This window comes from Saccharibacillus sacchari (assembly GCF_037722395.1).
Lineage (GTDB): Bacteria > Bacillota > Bacilli > Paenibacillales > Paenibacillaceae > Saccharibacillus > Saccharibacillus sacchari_A.
The window spans coordinates 171,729-193,745 of the sequence record NZ_JBBKAR010000053.1; the positions used below are offsets into that span (position 1 = coordinate 171,729).

16 protein-coding genes are annotated in these 22,017 nt (G+C 54.2%); 11 read left to right on the forward strand and 5 right to left on the reverse strand.

The features are described from left to right. Nucleotides 1-35: 35 nt before the first annotated feature. The 5 genes from WKI47_RS21150 to WKI47_RS21170 all read left to right on the forward strand — a co-directional run bounded on the left by WKI47_RS21150 (nucleotide 36) and on the right by WKI47_RS21170 (nucleotide 9,802). Nucleotides 36-1,211, forward strand: coding sequence for a sugar ABC transporter permease (locus WKI47_RS21150; protein WP_340229175.1), 1,176 nt, complete (start codon nucleotides 36-38; stop codon nucleotides 1,209-1,211). A 1,119-nt stretch (nucleotides 1,212-2,330) separates the two neighbouring features. Beyond that, the gene (locus WKI47_RS21155; protein WP_340229176.1) at nucleotides 2,331-3,338 is read left to right on the forward strand and encodes a Gfo/Idh/MocA family oxidoreductase; all 1,008 of its coding nucleotides are present in this window, start codon (nucleotides 2,331-2,333) and stop codon (nucleotides 3,336-3,338) included. Nucleotides 3,339-3,513: 175 nt separating this feature from the next. Beyond that, nucleotides 3,514-4,629: a WG repeat-containing protein gene (locus WKI47_RS21160; protein ID WP_340229177.1), complete on the forward strand. Its 1,116-nt coding sequence runs from the start codon at nucleotides 3,514-3,516 to the stop codon at nucleotides 4,627-4,629. 286 nt (nucleotides 4,630-4,915) lie between these two features. Beyond that, a complete protein-coding gene (locus WKI47_RS21165) occupies nucleotides 4,916-5,902 on the forward strand; it encodes a hypothetical protein (RefSeq protein WP_340229179.1) in 987 nt (328 codons plus the stop codon). 213 nt (nucleotides 5,903-6,115) lie between these two features. Continuing rightward, nucleotides 6,116-9,802, forward strand: coding sequence for an S-layer homology domain-containing protein (locus tag WKI47_RS21170; protein ID WP_340229180.1), 3,687 nt, complete (start codon nucleotides 6,116-6,118; stop codon nucleotides 9,800-9,802). Between the two features lie 120 nt (nucleotides 9,803-9,922). Here WKI47_RS21170 and WKI47_RS21175 read toward each other — a convergent pair whose 3' ends face one another. After that, on the reverse strand, nucleotides 9,923-10,780 hold the full coding sequence (locus tag WKI47_RS21175; RefSeq protein WP_340229181.1) for a 3'-5' exonuclease: 858 nt from the start codon (nucleotides 10,778-10,780) through the stop codon (nucleotides 9,923-9,925). Between the two features lie 291 nt (nucleotides 10,781-11,071). On the opposite strand from WKI47_RS21175, the gene WKI47_RS21180 reads away from it, so the two are divergent. From WKI47_RS21180 to WKI47_RS21190, 3 genes are all read left to right on the forward strand, one after another. Next, entirely contained in the window at nucleotides 11,072-13,147 is a 2,076-nt protein-coding gene (locus WKI47_RS21180) for a methyl-accepting chemotaxis protein (protein ID WP_340229182.1), read from the forward strand. 225 nt (nucleotides 13,148-13,372) lie between these two features. Further along, nucleotides 13,373-13,777 (forward strand): hypothetical protein, encoded by a 405-nt coding sequence (locus tag WKI47_RS21185; RefSeq protein WP_340229183.1) that lies wholly within the window; start codon nucleotides 13,373-13,375, stop codon nucleotides 13,775-13,777. A gap of 268 nt (nucleotides 13,778-14,045) precedes the next feature. Next, nucleotides 14,046-15,263 (forward strand): threonine synthase, encoded by a 1,218-nt coding sequence (locus WKI47_RS21190; RefSeq protein WP_340229184.1) that lies wholly within the window; start codon nucleotides 14,046-14,048, stop codon nucleotides 15,261-15,263. A 386-nt stretch (nucleotides 15,264-15,649) separates the two neighbouring features. On the opposite strand, the gene WKI47_RS21195 is transcribed toward WKI47_RS21190, so the two are convergent. The 4 genes from WKI47_RS21195 to WKI47_RS21210 all read right to left on the reverse strand — a co-directional run bounded on the left by WKI47_RS21195 (nucleotide 15,650) and on the right by WKI47_RS21210 (nucleotide 17,809). Beyond that, on the reverse strand, nucleotides 15,650-15,772 hold the full coding sequence (locus WKI47_RS21195; protein ID WP_340229185.1) for a hypothetical protein: 123 nt from the start codon (nucleotides 15,770-15,772) through the stop codon (nucleotides 15,650-15,652). 16 nt (nucleotides 15,773-15,788) lie between these two features. Continuing rightward, nucleotides 15,789-16,595, reverse strand: a complete 807-nt coding sequence (locus WKI47_RS21200) for a DUF559 domain-containing protein (protein ID WP_340229186.1) — start codon at nucleotides 16,593-16,595, stop codon at nucleotides 15,789-15,791. A gap of 204 nt (nucleotides 16,596-16,799) precedes the next feature. Next, complete coding sequence (locus WKI47_RS21205; protein ID WP_340229187.1) at nucleotides 16,800-17,057, reverse strand: helix-turn-helix transcriptional regulator; 258 nt, start codon at nucleotides 17,055-17,057, stop codon at nucleotides 16,800-16,802. A gap of 44 nt (nucleotides 17,058-17,101) precedes the next feature. Beyond that, complete coding sequence (locus tag WKI47_RS21210) at nucleotides 17,102-17,809, reverse strand: cupin domain-containing protein (RefSeq protein WP_340229188.1); 708 nt, start codon at nucleotides 17,807-17,809, stop codon at nucleotides 17,102-17,104. A gap of 222 nt (nucleotides 17,810-18,031) precedes the next feature. On the opposite strand from WKI47_RS21210, the gene WKI47_RS21215 reads away from it, so the two are divergent. The 3 genes from WKI47_RS21215 to WKI47_RS21225 all read left to right on the forward strand — a co-directional run bounded on the left by WKI47_RS21215 (nucleotide 18,032) and on the right by WKI47_RS21225 (nucleotide 21,735). Further along, entirely contained in the window at nucleotides 18,032-20,020 is a 1,989-nt protein-coding gene (locus tag WKI47_RS21215; RefSeq protein WP_340229189.1) for a glycoside hydrolase family 31 protein, read from the forward strand. 168 nt (nucleotides 20,021-20,188) lie between these two features. Then, nucleotides 20,189-20,551, forward strand: a complete 363-nt coding sequence (locus tag WKI47_RS21220) for a hypothetical protein (RefSeq protein WP_340229190.1) — start codon at nucleotides 20,189-20,191, stop codon at nucleotides 20,549-20,551. A gap of 209 nt (nucleotides 20,552-20,760) precedes the next feature. Beyond that, nucleotides 20,761-21,735: an aldo/keto reductase family protein gene (locus WKI47_RS21225; protein ID WP_340229191.1), complete on the forward strand. Its 975-nt coding sequence runs from the start codon at nucleotides 20,761-20,763 to the stop codon at nucleotides 21,733-21,735. Nucleotides 21,736-22,017: the final 282 nt, after the last annotated feature.

Consider the following 22,017-nt stretch of genomic DNA (forward strand, 5'->3'; position numbering starts at 1 on the left):
TGCGCTCGACAAGCTAATAGTAGGAGGGGAAAACCGTGAACTTCTTTCAAGAAGCCAAATCTTTGCTCAAAGTAAATATTCGCGATTACGGGATGTATATCGCTTTGTTCGTCATCATGCTTACCTTTACGATCCTGACCGACGGGCTGTTTATGTCCTCGCGGAATATCAGCAACCTGCTCGACGCTACCGGTTATATCGCCGTATTGGCCGTTGGCATGACGCTCGTTATCGTCATCCGGCATATCGACTTGTCGGTCGGTTTCGCCGCCGGCTTTATGGGCGCGATCGCCGCGATCATGCTATCGCAGCTCGGCGTCCCGGTCTACTTCACCATTCCGATCATTCTGATCCTCGGGATCGTGATCGGCATGTTCAACGGCGTGCTCGTTGCGTCCGTCGGCATTCCGGCGTTCGTTTCGTCGCTCGCGGCGATGCTGATCTTCCGCGGCGCGCTGCTGCAAGTGACGGAAAAAACAGGCACGATCATCGTGCGCGACGATACGTTCAACGCGCTCGGCAACGGCTTCCTGCCCGCTCTGGGCCATGTCGCCGGATTGAATCTGCTGTCGCTGATCCTGGGCGCGCTGGTTATCCTGTACTTCATCTACGCCGAAATCTCCAAACGCAACCAGAAGATCAAATACAAATTCGAAGTGCCTTCCAACAAAATTTTCGCCATCAAACTGATCTTCGTATCGGCGATTATCGCGTATCTGACTTGGATTCTTGCAGGCTACAACGGCTTCTCCTGGACCGTCGTGATCACGCTGCTGGTTGTGGCGATCTACCATTTCCTGACCACCAAAACGGTGCTGGGCCGCCATATCTACGCGGTCGGCAGCAATCCGGAAGCGGCGCATCTGACCGGGATCAACGTCAAAAAGATTACCTACATCGTGTTCGGTTCCATGGGTATGTTATCCGCTTTGTCCGGCATCTTGTATACGGCCCGTTTGCAATCGGCAACGACGACCGCAGGCACGCTGTTCGAACTTGACGCGATCGCGGCCGCTTACGTCGGCGGCGTATCCGCAGCCGGCGGCGTCGGCAAAGTCACCGGCTCGATCATCGGCGCGGTCGTTATGGCTTCGCTGTCCAGCGGCATGAACCTGCTGGGCGTCGGCATCTCGTACCAGTACATGATCCGCGGCGGCGTCTTGGCCGCAGCCGTGATCTTCGACGTCATGACACGTCGGAAAAGAGGCTAAGCCGAAGTTCCTGTTCGTTTGGGGAAGCTGGGCAGGCGGCTGCGGGGGAATTCGTTCAAGCCGCTGTCTCACCCGGAAAGTGGATTGGATTTGAATAAGGAATCTTTCCGGGTTCAAAGGCGTCTTTCACTGAATTTCTCCTTCGCCGCCCGCTACGCTTCGGCCAAAGCGGAACTTCCGTCTACCTCTTAAAAGGGGTAGGGAAAAGCAGCCTCGACTTTCCGATCGTCTCGGTGGGAGCAGAGGCAAGAGATCAAGTATGAAAAGCTTGGCGAGGAGATGCTTCGGAAGGAAAAAGTGGAATAGGTGAAATAGAAGGGATAGGTGAAATAAGCGGGATAAATGAAATAAGTGCTAATATGCACTTAATTTAGCCGGATTCCGCGATTTTGAAAAAATAAGTGCTGAAATGCAATTAATTACTTCGTTTTACGCCGATTCTCGCTATTTTTTCGGAAATAATTGCATCTTGGCACTTATTTTCGAAAACCAGGCTGATTTGAATAAAATAAGTGCATATCCGCACTTATTTCTTGAAGAGGATAGCCTGGTCCGATATCAACTAACGCCAACGCCGATAGTTGATCCGAACAAGCCTTTTCAAGTCCGAATCAGCCGCGATTTTTTTCCGCTTAACCCATCCCGTTTATGCAGCCGCCTTTGCCCTTCTACTTATCCCCAAGTAGAAGCCGCAAGGCGGCTTTTGCTGTCGGGGGAATGTAACGTTGGTTGGATAAGTCGTCGCAAAAGCGGAGGAGGGGATTCAGTGTAGGTGAAGCATTTCGAAGAAATGCACTTCGGAAGCATATGCTATAAGTGTTCGCCTTTGCAATTGGGAAAATTCCTTATTATAATCCAATCCATTTTCCCAATTGCAACGCGCGACCGAAACGAATCCCCTCCGCAGCGCTCACCGACGTCACACCCAACCGCCCATCCCCGACCTTGCGAAGCCAAGAAAAAGGGTTCTATACCTACAGCTGAACTGTTTTTTGGCGTCGTGATCTGGTAAAGTGTACAAGGAAAGGCCTTACATAACACGCGAATCGTATCCGTTCCAAGGAAGCGTCGCGTCGAAAAGTAAGCCGAAAACGATTTCTATTTCAAGGAGGAGTCACGATGAGCGAGGCGGCAAACGGCAAGATCAAGTGGGGCATTCTGGGTACGGGCTGGATCGCGGAGCAGTTCGTCGCCGATTTGAAGCATGCTTCGAACGGCGAGTTGTACGCGATCGGATCGCGTACGCAAGAAAGCGCCGACAAGTTTGCGGAGAAATTCGGAGCGCCGGTTACGCATGGCAGCTACGAAGAACTGGCGAACGATCCGAACGTGGATGCAATCTATGTAGCGACACCCCACCCTTTTCATAAAGAAAACGTCCTGACTGCTCTCGAAGGAGGCAAAGCCGTATTGTGCGAAAAGCCGTTTACGGTGAGCGCAGGCGAACTGGACGAGCTGATACAATCGGCACGCGAGAAAAAGCTGTTCCTGATGGAAGCCATGTGGTCGCGCTTCCTGCCGCCGATCGAGCAGGTGCGTCAATGGCTGGCAGACGATAAGATCGGCGACGTGCGCGTCGTCAAAGCCGAGTTCGGTTTCGACGCGGGCTGGAATCCGGAAGGGCGCCTGCTGAATCCCGATCTGGGCGGCGGCGCGTTGCTGGATGCGGGGATTTATCCGGTGTCTTTTGCCTCGATGGTATTGGGTCCGAACCCGGATCAGATCTGGACGACGGCGCATATCGGAGAAACGGGAGTCGACGAACATTTCACGATCCTGCTTGATTACGGCGACGGCAAAACGGCTTCGCTGCACGGCGGAGTGCGCGTGAACTTCCCGAACGACGCTTTTATCCACGGAACGAAGGGTTATATCCATATCCCGCAATTCCTGTTTGCCAAGGAAGCGACATTGTACGTCAACGGCGAAGATCCGGTCAAAGTGACGGACGATCGCGAAGACCGCGGCATCAAGGGCTATGCGTACGAAGCGGAAGAAGTCGGTCGTGCGCTGCTCGAAGGCCGTCGCGAAAGCACGGTGATCACTTTGGCCGAGTCGCTGGGCATCATGCGTCTGTTGGACAATGTACGCGGACAGTGGGGACTTAAATATCCGTTTGAAAAATAAAGCCGAATCGACAGTATCAAACCAGTCCGGTCTTCTTTATTGAAGATCGGGCTTTTTGCGTAGAGAAAGAGTTCTGACATTTTGACGGAATTCGGCGATTGAAGATGCTTCCCCGGCGGCTGTGGGTAAATAACTGTTGTGCCCTGCACATTGATATCAGAGAGGGGAAAAGACATTGAAAAAACGTACATCGATCTTGCTCGCCCTGGCCCTGACCGCTTCGGTCTCGACTGCAACGATCACGCCACCTACATATGCAGCAGATAGCGCAACGAGTATCGTCAACGGAACGGCAAAACCCGCGAATTACGCGATGCTGAGCAATTTGAGCGAAGGGCTCGTGTCGTTCTGGGACAGCAAAACGACGCTTTTCGGCTACGCCAACACGAACGGCAAAACGGTCATCAAAGCGCAGTACGACGAGGTCAAACCGTTTAGCGAAGGATTGGCGGCGGTACAAAAAGGATCGCTGTGGGGCTTCGTGGATAAAACGGGCAAAGTCGTCGTCAAACCGAAGTATCAGCAGGTCGGCCAAGGCTTCAGCGAAGGGCTCGCGGCCGTCAAAATTTCTGCGGGCAAATGGGCGTACATCGACAAAACCGGCAAAACGGCGTTCGCCGCGGCCTACGACGAAGCGCATGATTTTAGCGACGGCATGGCGGCGGTCTGGAAAAAGAAAGGCAATTCTTACGTCGGCGGCTTTATCGATGCGAAAGGCAAAGAAATCGTCAAGCCGCAATACGCCATGTTGAACGTGTACAGCGAAGGACTGGCTCCGATCATGCAAAACGGCAAATGGGGCTATATCGACAAAAAAGGCAAAGTCGTAATCAAGCCGCAATTCGATGGAGCCGCGCCGTTTAGCGAAGGATTGGCTTTGTTCCTGCAAAACGGAAAGTACGGCTACGTGAACACGAAAGGCAAAGTTATCGTCAAAGCCCAATACACGGGAGGCCAAGCGTTCAGCGAAGGCCGCGCTGCGGTCAAAATCGGCGGAAGCCTTAGCGACCGCAGCGGCAAATGGGGCTATATCGGCGTGACGGGCAAACTGGTCATTCCGGCGCAGTTCAGCGACGAAGGCGCGGAGATCGGTTCGTTCAAAGAAGGTTTGGCTTTCGTGCAGCGTACGGACGGAACCAAGCTGCTGATCGACCGGTTCGGCAAAACGCGGGTCGATTTCAAAACAAGCGAAGTCAAAGTCGGCGAATTCGCTGACGGCGTCGCGCTCGTGAATGCGCCGCTCGGCCAAAGCCAGTTTTATTTCATGAAAAATCCCTTGAACAGCAAATAAAAAGCTATGGCAAAGCGTTTCCGGTTCTCTTCATACAGAGGACGGGAAGCGCTTTTTTTGATAGACCGAATGCGGTAAAGCAGGTTGAACGCAATATGAAATCATAGTAAAAAAGTATTGAAAAACATTGCTTTCTCACTTATACTTTCGATAGTTTCATTTAAGGAAAATATAGGTTCTTCATCCTTGTATTTTGAATTGAAATTTAATTCTGTATCCGTATGAAAAAGGGGTTAAGCATGTGGGGGGAATAAGAAAGTGGTTATCGGGTACGGCGGTTTTGCTCATGCTAACTGGTTGTGGCGATTCGGTTGCGATAGATCAGGCGACCGTAAATGCTTATCGGAATCTGATAGAAGCGAATTCTTATGCATTTGAAGCAAAAATTCAAGCTTTCTCCCAAACCGAATCGCCGGATATTCCCGCAGAAGGAATCAACGATCTGCGAACGGCATCTGAATACATTACGCCTTTAGTAATCTTGCTTGGAAAAGAAATCGAGATCGACGTACAAGGCGTGTACGATGCGAATCGCAAATTGATCGAAGCGGAAGTCGCGTTTGTTGCGGATAGCCCCGAATTTTCGATTGTTCTCCATTCGGTTATCGTCATAACCGAAGAACATACGTGGATCAAAATCCCGGAGAATTTGGCTTCGATAAGCGGCAGGCCTGAGATCGGCGGGAAGTACTATGACCTGGGGTACGGGTATAAATGGAATAATAAAAGCGCGGATATGGGCAATCTTGGCGAAAAGGTACTGACGATTGCGACGGAAGATTTTTCAGGAATCGCATTGAATAGCATTTCTGTTGAGGAAGCAGATATTCCGGACCGGATAAAAGTTTCGTCGGCCGGACGTTTTTCCATTAGCGAAGACAATCTGGAGAGCGTTTTGAAAGCGGCGTTTATGCAGACCGTTCCCGATATGCTAGACTTGCTCGGCGATCCCGAGTGGAGAAGCGCGCTGCATATCGACGAACAAGAGTTGGCTTGGAAAAAGGAATATTACGCGGGAGCGACCGAAGATGGTATTAAACGAGAATCCGAAGAAATCAAGTCGTCAACGGCGATCCGACGCGCGGATTTGGATCTTGGGATGGATAAGAGCGGAAAGCTGAGTTATGTGGGTGCGAATGTAGATTTCAAAGTCGTCCAAGGCGAAGAGAACGTGGACGTTCGAGGAACGTTGACGACGAGAATAAGCGGATACAACGACAAGCAGGCGTTGCGATACGGGATTCCGAAAGTAAACGAAGTGATTTTGGATTAATCTCCATAGCGACAAGCGTAGATAATATGGGTATCGCCAAAAAGCTTTGCGACCGAATGTTTCGGGAGCAGAGCTTTTTTTGCGTTGAACGAATTCGGATATCGGATGATTTTGGAGTATGAAAAGATTTTGCGTATTCATGCTTATTGATTGGCTTGCGGCGGTCGATAATAAGAGTTAGCTAACTTAAACAACTACGAATGGGGATGACGTATGAAAAAATGGATGGCGTTGTGTTTGGCTGTGCTGATCGCTTTGCCGGGAACTTTTGTCGGAAAAGCGCAAGCCGAGGAAAATCAATATACAAGTTCCGCGGATACGCAGGTTGGAACGTACGGCATGAATGCCGACAAACCGGTCATTGCCTTGATCGGCGACGCAACCTTGCGTTTTAAAGCCGGAACGCCTTTCAACGATCCCGGCACTACGGTGCAGGATGCGGTCTATAATGATCTTTCTGCCACGGCAACGTATACGTTAGCGGGCGCGCCGGTCGATAACGTGGATGTGACGGTTCCCGGTACGTATACGGTGCATTACAACGTGACCAGCCCGGACGAACGATCCGCCGACGAAGTGACGAGAACCGTGACCGTGGCGGCGGAAGGCGATTATGTCGATTTTTCCGGCATTTCTGTCCCCCGCGCATACGGACAAGCTTATTACGGAGACTATCTGTATGTCGCGCAACGGGATGAAGGATTGTCGCGCGTCGATTTGTACAGCGGAAAAGTCGAAACCATCGTGCAATCGAATCAGAGCTTTATGGCTGTGGCGCTCGATTCTTCGGGCAATTTGTTTTACACCATCGACAGTGATCGCAATATCTATAAGCTTGAAAGCCACGACTTGGAGAATCTTCCGCTAAGCGCATCCGAGTTTAATTCCCGCCGCAAAGTCCATTTTTACGCCGCAAATTACAATTACATCTATGGATTGGCGATTGACAAGCAAGATAACGTTTATTTTTCGGACTATACTTCACGCGGTATATTGAAGTTGCCGAACGGAGCGAATACTCCCGAAGTCGTTCTTCAAAACTTCAACGCCTATTTTAGAAGCTTCACGATCGACCCGTCAGGCAGATTGTACATGAGCGGAAATAACAGCAAGATTTATCGAATCTCGGCTGAAAACCTCCTATCGATTCCGATAGAACCAGGTGCCGTCGCTGATATAAGCGGCAATAAGTATTACTTCGCGTACGGAATGTTTTTCACGCCGGACGGTCGTTTTTTCCTCGGTTCTTCTTTTGAACAAACGCAACCGGTTTTGGCCGCGCTTAATTTTTCCTTGAACGGAAGCGCAAAAATCGAGATCGAGCAGGGCGATTCTTTCGAAGATCCGGGCGTCGTTATCGCGCCGGGTGAGTATTCTTCACTGAAGCCGGTGGTGACCTATACGTTGAACGGTTCTTCGGTATCGGGCATCGATACGAACGTGCTCGGTACGTATACGATCCATTACAACGCGCCGTCCGATTATAAAGCCGACGAAATCACGCGCGAAGTCGTCGTAAAAGCCAAACCTTCGAAATTGAGCGAAGTGCAAATCAATCGTCCATTCGGGTTGGCCTATTATGACGGCGACGTGTATTATGCCGATTACGATCGCGGCATTTTCAAAATTTCGACCCGAACGTTCAAAGTAACGCAGATCGCGAAAGGGTACCATATTATCGCCGTGGCGTTGAATCAAAAAGGCGATTTGTTCTATTCGTACGTCGATCGAAGCGCCGTCTACAAACTGGATCGCGAATACTTGGCGGATACGAAATCTTTCCCGTACGCCGAGAACGATTTGGAAGACTACGCAAGTCTCTACGTCGAAGGGAGCGAGCTGGCGCTGCCTAACGCGGAAAAAATTTCCGTAGGCGGATTGGCTTTTGACCGAAACGACCGGCTTTATTTCTCCGTCACGACGGAGATCGATAAAGTCAGAAGCTCCGAGATGTGGAGAACGCCCGCCGGTTCCGGTTCGAATGCCGAACTGGTCGTTTCTTCCCCTACGGAATTGTACGGATTGACAATCAGCCCGTCCGGCAATTTATACATGAACGCGGAAGGTTTCGAACTGTACGAAATCGATGCTTCGCTGTTGGAAAAGTTGCCGGTTCAACCGGAGAGTTTCCGAACGATGGGCACGACGAATTTGGCGTACGGAATCGTATTTTTGACGGACTTGACGGGGTATACGAGTTCCGTGCAGCCGGGACAAAACCTGACGTTGTTGAATTTTTCGGATAAAGATTATTCCGTGATACCGGAACCGCCGACCCCGCCGGTGCAGCCGGTTCCCGTCAAAGAACTGAAATTCGAACCAAGCATCCTGAATTTGAAAAAAGGCGAAGCGCCGCGAACGGTCAAGTTTTCCGTATGGCCTGCCGATGCCGCGAATACGGAATGGGTCTGGACAAGCAGCGATCCGGCGGTTGCAACGGTGCAAAACGGCGTGGTTACGCCTGTAGGCAAAGGAACCGCGATCATTTCCGTGCATGTGGCCGCCCAGCCCGAAATAGCGGCGAAGCTTGAGGTCGTGGTCGAGGAAGCCGTTGCACCTGTTCAGAATGATACGCCAAGCCCGTCAAATGGGCCTGCTGTCAACGGAAACACAGGGACGACGGCCTCCGGCACGGCGCTGAACGTCGATAACGGAAAAAGCGGGAAAAACCTGACGTCCGCCGCATCGGCTTTGCTCGTCACGCTTCCGAACGGTCAAATCGAAAATCGGATCACGTTCGATGCAAGCAAAATGCGCGAAGCGATCGCCCTGATGAAAACGACGGGCGATACCACGATCCGTCTTTCGGTACCGGCTTCGAACGATAAAGTGAGCCGGACGAACGTAGCGTTGCCGAAAACCATCGCGCAAGAGCTACAGCAAGCGGGCATGAACATGGAGCTTGATCTGTCGGATATTCGGTTGTCGATTCCTTCGGCTTCATTAAACGGGATCGAAAACGATCTGTATTTCCGCTTCGTTCCGCTCCGCACGGCTGCCGAACAAAACGCGGCGGCCGAACGGGCCAAACAGGAAGAAAAGGTTAGACAAACATTGGGAGACGGCGTTTTGTCGGTCGTAGGGCTACCGATGACGATCGAGACCAATCTGCAAAACCGCCCGGTCGATCTTGAGATGCCGGTCGGCGCTACTCGTGGCGAACAGGATTCGGCCAAAATGAAAATTTTTGTCGAACACAGCGACGGAGATCGCGAACTGATTACGCCGACGGCCGTGATGTCCGACGGCAAGATGTCGTTGAAGTTTACGGTCAACAAGTTCAGCACGTTCACGATCGTCGACATTGACTTGCCGACAAGCCAAACCGTCAAGCCGTCTTATATTCGCGGCTACAAAGACGGAACGTTCCGTCCCGAACAAGGCATCACTCGCGCCGAGTTCGCCGCGCTGCTCGATCGCCTGGATGCGACGGGCGGAATTGCGGCTTCGCAAGCCAACATCGGTTATGCCGACGTTCCTTCCGGTTTTTGGGCGGAAGACGCGATCCGTTCCGCGCAATCCGGCGGATTGATGAAAGGACGCAGCGCGGCAAAATTCGAGCCTTCCGGATTCGTGACGCGCGCGGAATTCGCGGCCGTGCTCAGCCGTTGGCAACGCCTTGACGGCGAAGGTCTTTCTTCCGCTTCCGACATCGGCGACAATTGGGCTCGGCAAGAGATCGCGCGCGTCGTCGCGTCAGGGTTGATGCAGGGTGTTTCTTCTTCCGAATTCGCACCCGACCGGAACGTGACGCGTGCGGAAGCGGTCACGGTGTTGAACCGGATTTTGGAACGTTCGGCTGCTTTGTCGGTCGGAACCAAAGTCTGGAACGACGTGCCGCCGGCGTATTGGGCTTACGACGAGATCGCGAAAGCGTCCAATTCCTACACGTTGAACTGACCGGATTTGTGCAAAATCGAAAAAACGTATCAAACAAAAGGCAGTCCTCATAGGAAGGACTGCCTTTTTCATGCCTAGGGACGCGATCAATGACCGCATCGCCTATCCATATTCGAAAAATCAGATCGTCGGCTCGTTTTCCGGTTCGATCTCCGAAGTTTGCGATTCGGCGTTCGAAACGTGCTCCGTTTCGTTTTTCGAACCTTCCTCCACCTTTGGCGGCATCGGGAACTCCGGCAGCGCGTCGAAGTACGCGTGCAGCTCGGCTTCTTTGCGCGGGTCTTCAAAGTCGATCTTGCCGCCGCCGAGGTAATGCTTCACCGCCAATTCCCAAGTAGGCACGATACGGCGCGAAGCGAGCGACTTGGCGGCGGAACGGACGATGCGGCGCTCTTTCGAGTTCGAGAACATGTCTTTGTACTCTTTGGCGAGCGTCAGGTCGAGCTTGTCGTAGACGGCGCGGAAAATATCGGCGGTCATCTTGGCGTCGTCGAGCGCCCGGTGCGCCGCTCCAGTCGCTTCGATGCCCAGCAGTTCAAGCGCGCCTTCGACGCTGACGTCGTTTTTGAGGTTTTGCGTGAGCAGGAAGCCTTTGAGCAGATCGAGCGAAGGCGTCTTCACCCAATACGTCTCTTCCAGCTTGTGCATCCGCACGTCCTGTACGATCCGCTTGATATCTTCGCCGCCCCAGACGACGAAGGTCAGCGGCCCCGGTACGGTATCCAACCAGTCCCGGAAGTCGGCGATGACTTTCGGGAAACGGGCCGCGCCATCGATCGATTCCTGCGGGATACCGGTCTTCTTTTTGATGAACGAGTTGAGCTTGGCAAAATAAACGGGTTTGATGAATGCCGAGAATGTATCGGTATCCCGCAACGCCTCGTCCAAGCGAACGGCGCCGATCTCGATGACTTCCATCGGATGCGGGCTGGCGAACTTGCGGCCGTTAAATTCAATGTCCAAAACAATATAATTCAAAGGTTCTGCCTCCATGCCGTATAGAAAATGAAAAACAATCGCTTTGTACAGTGTATCAAAAAATGATGCGTATAGGGGCACGATTGGAAAATCAGACGCCAGACAAAAACTAGGCATTTAGACGCTTGAAGTTAGCAACAAAAGATGGAATGGAAAGTAAAGCGGTTCTTTGGAAAAAAAGAGAAAAAGGTTGACGAAAATGTGTAATTTTTTTGTCGAAAAAGGCCGATAAACGGCTTATAGGCACCGAGTACAAGAACGGTTTGCCGGTTCAGAGAGGGGAATTTGAGCATGAAAACAAAAAAGGGTGAAAATCAACAAGGCGGGTCCGGAGGACCAAAGCGTTTATCGTTAAAAATCAAACTCCCGCTTTTGATCAGCGCGTTGACCGTTGTGGTTCTTCTGGCTTGCAGCAGCGTAATCTATATCTCTGGAGCGGATCTCTTAACGAAGAAAAGCAAAGATGAAATGAATGCCAACGCAGACCGGATCGGCGAGAGTTTGTCGACTACTGTCGATTTGGAAGGTCAGCTTTCTCATATTCTTTCTGTTTCGCCCGCACTGCGCGATCTGTTGACGCTTCGCGATTCGGGTACGCTGACGGACGATCAGTTTTTCGCTTCGGGCAACCGTACGCTTCAGATCGCCAATACGCAATTCCAGGAAACGCTGGCCGGCGCGAACGGAATCGAGTCGATGATGGTCGCGGACAGCAAAGGCACGGTCGTTGCGGCCAGCAATCCGGATTCGCTCAAAGGCGACCGTTCGGACCGGGAATATTTTCAAAAAGTGATGCAGACCGGCGAGCCGTTCGTCAGCGACGCCATTGTGTCCAAAACAACCGGTAATCTCATCGTCGTTTTTGCGCAGCCGGTCAAATCGGAAAGCGGGCAGATTCTCGGCGTGTCGATCAATACGATTGCCGCAGACTTTTTCGTCAGTCAGCTTCAGGACATCAATATCAACGCGGAAGGCTTTATCACCGTAACGAGCCGCGGCGGCACGATCATCTACCATTCGAAAGACGAAAAGTTGATCGGTCAGCCGTACGAAGCCGCAGGCTTCGACCAACTGCTGGCGCAGGAAACGCAAGGAACCATTATCAAAGGCAACGTAGACAATGCGGATTCCTATATCCGTTATTCCAAAATCCCCGTCGCGGACTGGATCGTTATCGTGCAGGATTCGTATAGCGATATTCAGCGCCCGCTCGGCGATCTGATGCAAAAAATGCTTATTACGCTGATCGCTTCGATCATTCTGGCTGTCATCGTAGGCATTCTGATCTCCCGCAGCATCACGTCTCCGATCGTGCGTCTGACGGGATTGTTCAAGCAATTGGCTGGCGGCGATCTGACGGTGCGTGCGGACGGGAAATACAAAAGCGAGTTGGCCGATTTGGCGGATAGCTTCAATACGATGGTCGACAGCAACAAAGATCTGATCGGGCAGATGAACCATTCGATTGAAGTATTAAACACGAATACGACGGACCTTGAGCGCACGTCGCAAAATACGGCGCGTTCGATCGGCGAAACGTCGGTCACGACGATGGAAATCGCCAAAGCGATGGAATCGCAGTCGCATGATACGGAACGAATCGTAGGCCGCTTCTACGAGATCGGGGACCGAATTGCTTCTCTTGGCCGCAAAACGGACGGCATTCAAGGCAGCGCGGATTCGATCAACCAGGTATTTGCATCCAGCAGCAATGTCGTGAACAGCCTGATCGATATCAATGCGAAAAATGAGCTGGAGATTCAAAACATTTCGTCCACGACGGAAATGCTGGCGGAAAGCTCGCAGCGGATCGGTCAGATCACGGACGCGATTAACCAGATTTCCACGCAAACCAATCTGCTCGCGCTGAACGCTTCGATCGAAGCGGCGAGAGCGGGCGAGCACGGTCGCGGCTTCGCGGTCGTTGCCGACGAGATTCGCAAATTGGCGCAGCAGTCGGCGGATCAGGCGAACGAGATCGGCGGCATTATCCGCCAGACGCTGGAGCAAGTCGACAAGAGTAACGAGAGCGTCGGCGCGATCCGCGAAATTTCTTCTACGCAAAACGAATACGTAGATCGCACGCGCCAATCCTTCGAGGATATTTTGGAGAGCGTGACGGCGATTACAAGTCAGATTCGCGATATGGCTTCCGAATTCAAAGCGATGGAACACGACAAAGACGCCGTGCTGGAAGCTTCGCAAAGTCTGTCGGCATCGGGCGAGGAAGTGTCGGCGTCTGTCGAAGAAGTAACGGCAACCGTGCAGGAGCAATCGGCGATGGTGAACCATCTGGCCGATATGGTACAAAGTATCGAGCGCCTGACGCAGCAGCTTGGCGAAGCCGCAGGGAAATTCAAAATTTAAACAACGGGTAAAACGCGATAGGGCAGGCAAGAGCGATACGTAGTGCAGAACAAAAAGCATGTGAAAGAAAAAAGGAAAACAAAAAAGGAAAGCACGGAAATCGTGCCCGAGCGGGGGAAGCTTGGGCCACGGTTCATCGTTAGACGAAGTACAGGGAAAAGTCCATGATTCGGCCGATGCGCGGTCAATATCGCGCGTCGGCCGTGCAAAAAGGGGGAGTTTGTCATGTCGATCACGCCGATCGATCCTGCCGGAAACATTCCGCGTATCGCCCCTGTCCAGCGGGTGCAGCGCGCGCAGGCGGCAGCGCTTCGGTTCAAGCTTCCGGGAACCGAGTTGAAAGAACGTCCGGCGCAGCGCCGCAAACCGTCGGCCGGGCGCCGGCTGGTGATTCACGAAGACGGGTTTTTGCGGGAATACGGTTTGCTGCCGGACGGTACGCGGATTTTGCTGACGGAGGAGCCGGACCATTCGGCACATTCGCTTCCGTTGCCCCGAAGTGAGGAACGGGTGATTCCCGCCGCGCCGGACGTGGAGCCGCATGATCCGGAACATAGCATGAAAGCCAGCGGGGCCAAATTGCAATCGCTGCTGCAAGACGTCGGTTTGGTACGCCGCATGCGGGAGTGAACACGATCCGTTGCCGTTGCAAAGCCGTTGCCTATTGCAAGAACATCAACCGTTAAAAGGCGAAGTGTCCGAACGCACAAAAAAGCAAAAAGAAAGCCGGGGAAAACGCGTTCCATGAATGGAATAGGGGTTGGCGTCTTTTCTCGTATTGTGTCCCGTGTGCCTAATGATGGCATACGGGACTTTTTTCGAATACATCGTCAAATTGAAAAAGTCATAGTTTCCTGATAAAATAACTCAGAAAAGGGAAAAGGAAGGGTGGATCGCTATGGCCTACAGTTATTTGTCGCATCTGCATTGCCCGAAATGCGGCACCGAATACGACGCGTCCGTTCTTCAGCAGTTATGCGTATGCGGTTCGCCGCTGCTCGTCGATTACGATCTGGAACGTCTGGCGGTCGAAGTGAAACGCGGCGACGTTAGCGGTCGCCGCCCGGATCTGTGGCGGTACCACGAATTGCTGCCCGTGCAAAGCGAAGCGAACGTCGTGTCGCTCGGCGAAGGCATGACGCCGCTGCTGCCGCTTCCGGCGCTGGGCGCGGATATGGGCATCGAATCGCTGTTGATGAAAGACGAAGGCATCATTCCGACAGGCTCGTTCAAAGCGCGCGGCGCTGCCGTCGGCGTGTCCCGCGCCAAAGAGCTGGGCGTCCGGGAATTGGCCATGCCGACCAACGGCAACGCCGGCGCGGCCTGGGCGTTGTACGCCGCGCGCGCCAGCATCCGTTCGACGATCGTGATGCCGGTGGACGCGCCGAAGATCACGCGCAACGAATGCGCCGTATCCGGCGCGAACCTGGTGCTGGTCGACGGCTTGATCAGCGACGCGGGCAAGATCGTCGGCCGCGCCGTGCGGGATTTCGGCTTGTTCGACGCCTCCACGCTCAAGGAACCTTACCGGATCGAAGGCAAAAAAACGATGGGCATCGAGATCGCCGAGCAGCTCGGCTGGGACATGCCGGACGTGATCTTGTATCCGACCGGAGGCGGAGTCGGCTTGATCGGCATTCATAAAGCGTTGAAAGAATTGCAGGCGATCGGCTGGATCGAGCCGGATCGCAAGCTGCCGCGGCTCGTCGCGGTGCAAGCCGAAGGCTGCGCCCCGATCGTCAAAGCGTGGCAGGAAGGGCGTTCGGAATCGGAATTTTTCGCGAATTCCGAGACGGTTGCGTTCGGCATCAACGTGCCGAAAGCGCTGGGCGATTTTCTTGTGCTGGCCGCGCTGCGCGAGACGGACGGCTGCGCCGTGGCGGTCGGCGACGCCGAGCTGCTGCGCGAGCAGGAGACGGTCGCGCGTCTGGAAGGCGCGTTCGTTTGCCCCGAAGGGGCAGCCGTGTTCGCCGCCGCCCGCGCGTTGCGGGCTTCCGGCTGGATCGCCGCAGGCGAGCGCGTCGTCGCGCTGAACACGGGGGCCGGGATCAAATACCCGGACACCGTATCGGCCGATGTGCCGGTGTTAAAGCCGGAGGACAGCCTGACCCGGTAGCGCCGCAGCCGTACGTAGCCATGCCGATTTTCCGGCCGGCAGTCCGTCACTGTTCGGCAACGCTTGGTTCGCAAAGCGCACGCATTCCGATCAAAGCCGTTCCGCAAAAAGGAAAAGGACTTCGATTTCCCGCATATAGGGAACCGGAGTCCTTTTTGGCCTTTTGCCTCGTCGGTTTAACCAATTAAGTGCCAAAGTGCAATTAATTTCACTCCAAATCTCTTTTCGTCGCCATTAAGTGCGAAAGTGCAACTAATTCGTCCATTTTGCGCCGTCCGGCTCCTTTTTTGCTCAAATAGTTGCACTCTGGCACTTATTTTTATTTTTCGCCTTCGTTTGCTTGAAACAATTGTATATTCGCACTTATTTTCTGCTCATCCGCTTGGCTAACTATCCGTCTCCTTTTCCCGCATAACCATCCGCTCGCCATATTCTTTTTCCTTTTCCCGCAAAATCCGTTCTCCGACAATCTTTTCTGCAATCATCCGTTTTTCATCGTTGCTCTCCACGTAACCGCATATCTCCTCACAGATAACCGAACGCCGCGTCGCGCAACGCATACCGAACGACCCGCTTGCTTCCGGAACCGCTCTCGCTGCGCAGCAGGCCGCGTTCGCACATCGAATTCAGCAGTTTGGCCGTCGTTCGATAACTCAGTCCCAGATGCTCGCGCACGTCCAGCGGACGGAGCGGGCGCCCGAGCGTGCAGGCCAGCCGAATGATCTCGCGCTCCGCGACAGACGCGCTTTTTTTCGATTTGCTCTCGATTGCTCTGCCGCTCTTATTTTCGCTACCACTCTTATTGGCTCTGCCGCTCTCGTTTGGCTTTCCGCTTCCGTTTCCATTCCTGCTCGTATGCCTTCCGCCGCTTTCTTCGTTCGCCCGGTATCGGCCAAGCACCATCCGGAGTAGCGTCATGCACAGCTCCGGCCGTTGCGATACGTCGTCGTAAGCGAACGAAATCACCTGAAAGCCGATCGCGGTCAAAAACGTTTCCCGGTTCAACTCGCGGCAGTAACTTCGTCGATCCATGTCCTGCACGTGCGGGCCGAAGCCTTTGATCTCGATCGCCAGTTTGGCGTACGGCGTCATCCACACGAAATCGCAAAAGTAGTTCAACCCGCGCCAATCCGTGACCTCGTATTCGGGATGCAGATGGTCGAAGTTTTTTTGCAGCGGCCACCAGACGTTTCGGCAAAACAGCTTTTCCGCTTCCCGATGCCCGCGCCGCAGCCGGTCTTGCCGCTCGCCGGAACGTTCTTGCAGATGACGGCTCAGAAATTGTTCGTGCATGTTTTCGAAATCGGTGGTTGGGTTCGTAGTCGGGTTCATCTATGTACCTCCTCAGAATATACGGAAACGAAAAAAACGCCCACGCTGCCTTTTCATAATCGAAAAGGAGCGGGACGTTCTTCGTCGCCGATCGTGAAGACGGAGACTGCTGCGTTCGCGGCATCCGTCGTTTGTTCTATTGTAAAAGGAAACGCCCGAAAGCGCCACAATTTTTATGCCCGCTGCCCGCTGCCCATCTACGCGTCACGTCATCATCCCCGCCGCTTCCCCGCCCCGCGCATACCGCCCCGGCGAGATGCCTTTGCAGGTTCGAAACACCCGCGCGAAGTAGCCGGCGTCGGAGTAGCCGACCATTCGCGCGATCTCCTGAACCGTGTGCCTGCCGCCCCGCAGCAGCGCTTCCGCTTCCTGCACGCGCAGCATATTGACGTATTCCGTCAGCGTGCGGCCGGTGGAGCGTTTGAACACATGGCAAAAATACGTCGGCGTCACGCAGCACAATCTCGCCGCTTCGCTTACGCTGATCGGCTCGCGGAACTTTTCGCTCAGATGCAGCAGCAGCGGATATACGACGCTTTCTTCTCCGTGTTTCCCGTATCGTCCCGGCCGCTCGGCTCGCGCTCGCGGTCGGCCGACGATTCCCGCAGCGCCAGGCCGAGAGCGGCCAGCAGCGACGCTTTGACCAGCAGTTCGTAACCCGGCGCGGCATCGCGATATTCGTCGACGATGGACAGTAGCTGCGGAGCGATCCGTTTGGCGGTTTCTTTTTCGTAAAAAGAACGCAGTCCCAGACGTCCTTCTAGCAGCGGCCGCACGTAGCGCGTCTCCGTATGGTCGATCGCGTGGTTGCGCAGCAGCGCTTCCCCGAACACGAGCGCGTGCAGCGAACTGCCCGGCTCCAGCGGAAACGCCGCATGAAGCTGCGCCGCGTTCACGAACGCGCAATCGCCCGCCGACAATTCGCGCAGCGAAGCGCCGACCTGCACGCTGAACCGGCCTTGCGCGATCGCGATCCATTCCAGATGCTCGTGCCAATGCGGCGGGATGCAGAACATGTCGGGATTCGATTCGCGGATATGAAAAGCGTTCAGCGGAAACGTCCGATCCGGGATGTCCGTATGCTCGCGCCGCCAGGTGTCGGATCGGCCAGACCGCTCGGATCGGGGCGCGTGCAGGGCGTCGTCCGATCCGTTGGGCGCAGACGCGTTTTCCGATTCGCTTCGCTCCGTCGACGGCTCGATCGGTTCAAGCATGCAAGTTCCTCCTTCGAAAAACGTAATATCGTCCTCTTTTTACGTATTCTACGCTCTGCCTTTTATCCCTGTCTGCCTTTATAATCGGGAATAGGAAAAAAGAGATCGCTTTCACCGAACGAGAAGCTCGAGCAATTCAGTCCCGATGTGCGGTCGATTCTTTTTCCGAAAAGACAGGCCGTGACATCATGCGACAATCGAAAATAGGGAGGAACGACGAATATGTTATATACACAAGACCAAGCGCTGATCTGGGAATACGACCACGAGCTGCTGCGGATCGAACCGTGGGGAGCCAACGCGCTACGAATCCGGGCGTCCAAAGACAAGCTGCACGACGACGATTGGGCGCTGCTTCCGGCAGGAACGGCTTCGGCTAACGCAGACGTGGCGGTCGCCGAAGACGGACGCAGCGCGTGGATCGTTAACGGCAAAATCCGCGCGGACGTGGACAAAAGCGGCCGGATCACGTTCACCAACGATAAAGGCGAGGTGCTGATGAAGGAGACGGAAAAAACGTACCAGCTCAAATCCGGCGGACGCGATATCGTGCCGATTCCGGGCAGCCGCGATTATTCGGTGACGCTGCGTTTTGAAGCGAATCCGGATGAAAAGCTGTACGGCATGGGCCAGTATCAGCAATCGCTGCTCAATCTCAAAGGCTGCCGTCTGGAGCTGACCCACCGCAACAGCCAGACCAGCGTGCCTTTTTTGCTGTCGAGCGCGGGCTACGGGATGCTGTGGCACAATCCGGCGATCGGGCAAGCGAGCTTCAATACCAACGTGACCGAATGGGCGGCGGCGTCCACCAAGCAGCTCGACTACTGGATCACGGCGGGCGATACTCCGGCGGAGATCGAAGAAGCGTACGCCGACGCGACGGGCAAAGTGCCGATGATGCCGGAGTTCGGAATGGGCTTTTGGCAGTGCAAGCTGCGGTACCGGAGTCAAGACGAGCTGATGGGCGTCGCGCGCGAACATGTCCGCCGGGGACTGCCGATCTCGGTGATCGTCATCGACTTTTTCCATTGGACGAATCAAGGCGATTGGAAGTTCGACGAGCGGTATTGGCCGGACCCGGAAGGCATGGTGCGCGAGTTGAAAAAGATGGGTATCGAGCTGATGGTGTCCGTTTGGCCGACCGTTCAGACGGAAAGCGAGAACTACGGACAGATGGTGGAAAAAGGCTATCTGGTGCGCTCGGATCGGGGCGTGCGCACGCAGTTCCAGTTTCTCGGGCAAAACGAAATTTTCGACGCGACCCATCCCGGCGCCCGGCAATTCGTATGGGAAACGGCCAAACGCAACTATTACGACAAAGGTATCCGGCTGTTCTGGCTGGATGAAGCGGAACCGGAGTTTGCCGTGTACGACCATGACATTTACCGCTACGACGCGGGTCCGGCGCTGCAAGTCGGCAACTGGTACCCGAGCCAATACAGCCGCACGTTCTATGAAGGCATGACGCAGGAAGGCCAGGAAAATGTGCTGAACCTCGTGCGTAGCGCCTGGGCAGGCAGCCAACGTTACGGCGCGCTCGCCTGGTCCGGCGATATCGCGTCAAGCTTCGAGGTGTTGGGGCATCAGGTGCGGGCGGGGCTGAATATGGCGATCGCGGGCATCCCGTGGTGGACGACGGATATCGGCGGTTTCCACGGCGGCAACCCGGACGATCCGGCGTTCCGCGAATGTATCGTCCGTTGGTTCCAATATGGCACGTTTTGTCCGGTGATGCGGCTGCACGGGGATCGCGCGCCTTACCGGGAAGCGGAAACGGGACTGCCGGGCGGCGGACTGTGGGGCAGCGGCGCGGACAACGAAGTGTGGAGTTACGGGGAAGAAGCGTACGGCATTTTCGCGGAACATATGCGGTTGCGGGAACGTCTGCGTCCTTATATCACCGAATTAATGACCGCCGCGCATGAAAAAGGCACCCCGCCGATGCGTCCGTTGTTTTACGATTTCCCGGAAGACGCGGCGGCGTGGGACGTGGACGATCAGTTTCTGTTCGGGCCGGATCTGCTGGTGGCGCCCGTGTTATATGCGGAGCAGCGCAGCCGGAGCGTGTATCTGCCCGAGGGAGCACAGTGGACGGATTCGCATAGCGGCGAGACTTTTGCGGGCGGGCAGCATATCGAAGCAGACGCGCCGCTGGAACGGATTCCTTTGTATCTGAAAAACGGAGCCAAGCTGCCGATCAAGGAGTCATAGAATGGACAGGCTGATTTTCGTTACGGAATGATTCTTGTTTGGTTGAAACAGGTTCCCAGCCGCGGATGTTGGTAGCTACTGGTCTTCGCAAATGCGCACTGGTATACTGATTAAAGTTTGCGAAAGCAGGCTAATTTGCGTATACGCGATGAATTCAGGAGGAACCCTATGACAAACTCATACAAGATCGAAGTAGACCCGTCCCGTAAGCTTTTCATTGTAGCCGTTGGTGGTTCTTTTCAAATAAGCGATGCAGGCGGACTGGCGATGTCTTTCCTGATGGAAGGCAGTAAAATCCAATCGCAGACGAGCGAGTACACGTTCGTGGCCGATCTGTCCGAGTTGGAAAGCGTCGAGCCTGCTCTGCTGGATATGCTGGAACAGGCGTTCAAGATGTATAGCTCGATCGGCTTCCACAAGCTGTACGTCGTTGAATCGAAATCTGCGGCAACCGCCGGGCAAATTCGTGCAGCAGCGGAGAAAATGAACTTCGGCGGCGAATTCGTGCAAAGTATGGATGGGATTGTGTAACTGAATAGATGATCGGCGGGATCTTTTTTCTGTCGCAAAAGTCGTTCCGGGTGCAGACGCGCCTGACGGAACGGCTTTTTGTATGTCGCGGTATGGGGTGTCGGGAAAGAAAGTGAAGAAAGCGGTTGCGGATTGGGAATTGATTCGTTAATATTTAGTGGAATGATTAAGGAATAACGAAATATAGTTGATCCGAGGAGGAATAATGGATGAAATATCGGAATCTGGGACGTACCGGCCTTAAAGTCAGCGAGATCGGACTGGGAAGTTGGCTGACCTACGGCACGGCGGCCGAGCAAAAAGCGGCGGATTTGTGCATCGAAGCGGCTTTTGAACAGGGCATTAACTTCTTTGACACCGCCAATGCGTACAATCGCGGCGAAGGGGAAAAAGCGATGGGAGCGGCGCTAAGCAAATACGAGCGTTCAAGCTATGTGCTCAGTACCAAAGTATTCTTCCCGATGGGCGACGGGCCCAATGACCGCGGTTTGTCGCGCAAGCATATTGTCGAACAGTGCGATGCCAGCCTGAAGCGGCTCGGCACGGACTATATCGACGTCTATTTCTGCCATCGCTACGACAATGATACGCCTGTCGAAGAGACGCTTCGCGCGCTCGACGATCTGACGGCGCAAGGCAAAATTCTGTATGCGGGCGTTAGCGAATGGACGGCTGCGCAGATCGCGGCCGCAGCGTCCATCTCGGACCGCCGCAACTTGCGTCCGCTCGCGTCGAACCAACCGATCTATAATCTGTTCGAGCGATATATCGAGGAAGAAGTGCTGGCTGTATCCGAGCAAACAGGCTTGGGGCAGGTCGTTTTCTCGCCGTTGGCTCAGGGGATTTTGACCGGGAAATACAAGCCGGGACAAAAGCCGGCCGAAGGCACGCGCGCTGCGGACAGTTCGGTGAATCAGGTGATCGGCAGCTATCTGCGCGACGACGTACTGAACGTGACGCAGGAGCTGAACACGCTCGCGGAAAGTCTGGATTTGAAGCTTTCGCAGTTGGCTTTGGCGTGGATTTTGCGTCAAAAAGGCGTAAGTTCCGCGATCATCGGCGCGAGCCGGGCGGAGCAGGTGCGCGAGAATGCGGCGGCATCCGGTGTGGAGTTGAGTGCGGAGACGCTTGGGAAGATGGAGGAGATTTTGGAGCCGGTGAAGGGTTTCGCTCCGGCTCGGTAGATGATGGTGGGGTGGAGAAGCCCGTTTGGCTTCTTCTCAGAGTGTCTCGAAAGTTACGTGGCGGAGGAAGGCAGAAGACTGCGAGAGAAATTGCCAGCATAGGCTTCCGAAGTGCATTTCTTCGAAATGCTTCACAATTCGCTGTCTCACTTGGAAAACTGGATTGAAATTTAAGTGGTGGTTTTTCAAGTTCAAAGGCGTTTTTCACTGAATTTCTCTCTTCGTCTTCTGTCTTCCAGGCACGTTGGAGTTTCTCGGCATGTGGAGAAAAAGCGTATTATG

Excerpts from the sequence above, each read along its gene's own strand:
- WKI47_RS21155 (WP_340229176.1), top strand. The coding sequence starts at position 2,331 with ATGAGCGAGGCGGCAAACGGCAAGATCAAGTGGGGCATTCTGGGTACG.
- WKI47_RS21165 (WP_340229179.1), top strand. The coding sequence starts at position 4,916 with ATGCTAACTGGTTGTGGCGATTCGGTTGCGATAGATCAGGCGACCGTA.
- WKI47_RS21170 (WP_340229180.1), top strand. The coding sequence starts at position 6,116 with ATGAAAAAATGGATGGCGTTGTGTTTGGCTGTGCTGATCGCTTTGCCG.
- WKI47_RS21180 (WP_340229182.1), top strand. The coding sequence starts at position 11,072 with ATGAAAACAAAAAAGGGTGAAAATCAACAAGGCGGGTCCGGAGGACCA.
- WKI47_RS21185 (WP_340229183.1), top strand. The coding sequence starts at position 13,373 with ATGTCGATCACGCCGATCGATCCTGCCGGAAACATTCCGCGTATCGCC.
- WKI47_RS21190 (WP_340229184.1), top strand. The coding sequence starts at position 14,046 with ATGGCCTACAGTTATTTGTCGCATCTGCATTGCCCGAAATGCGGCACC.
- WKI47_RS21200 (WP_340229186.1), bottom strand. The coding sequence starts at position 16,595 with ATGAACCCGACTACGAACCCAACCACCGATTTCGAAAACATGCACGAA.
- WKI47_RS21210 (WP_340229188.1), bottom strand. The coding sequence starts at position 17,809 with ATGCTTGAACCGATCGAGCCGTCGACGGAGCGAAGCGAATCGGAAAAC.
- WKI47_RS21215 (WP_340229189.1), top strand. The coding sequence starts at position 18,032 with ATGTTATATACACAAGACCAAGCGCTGATCTGGGAATACGACCACGAG.
- WKI47_RS21220 (WP_340229190.1), top strand. The coding sequence starts at position 20,189 with ATGACAAACTCATACAAGATCGAAGTAGACCCGTCCCGTAAGCTTTTC.
- WKI47_RS21225 (WP_340229191.1), top strand. The coding sequence starts at position 20,761 with ATGAAATATCGGAATCTGGGACGTACCGGCCTTAAAGTCAGCGAGATC.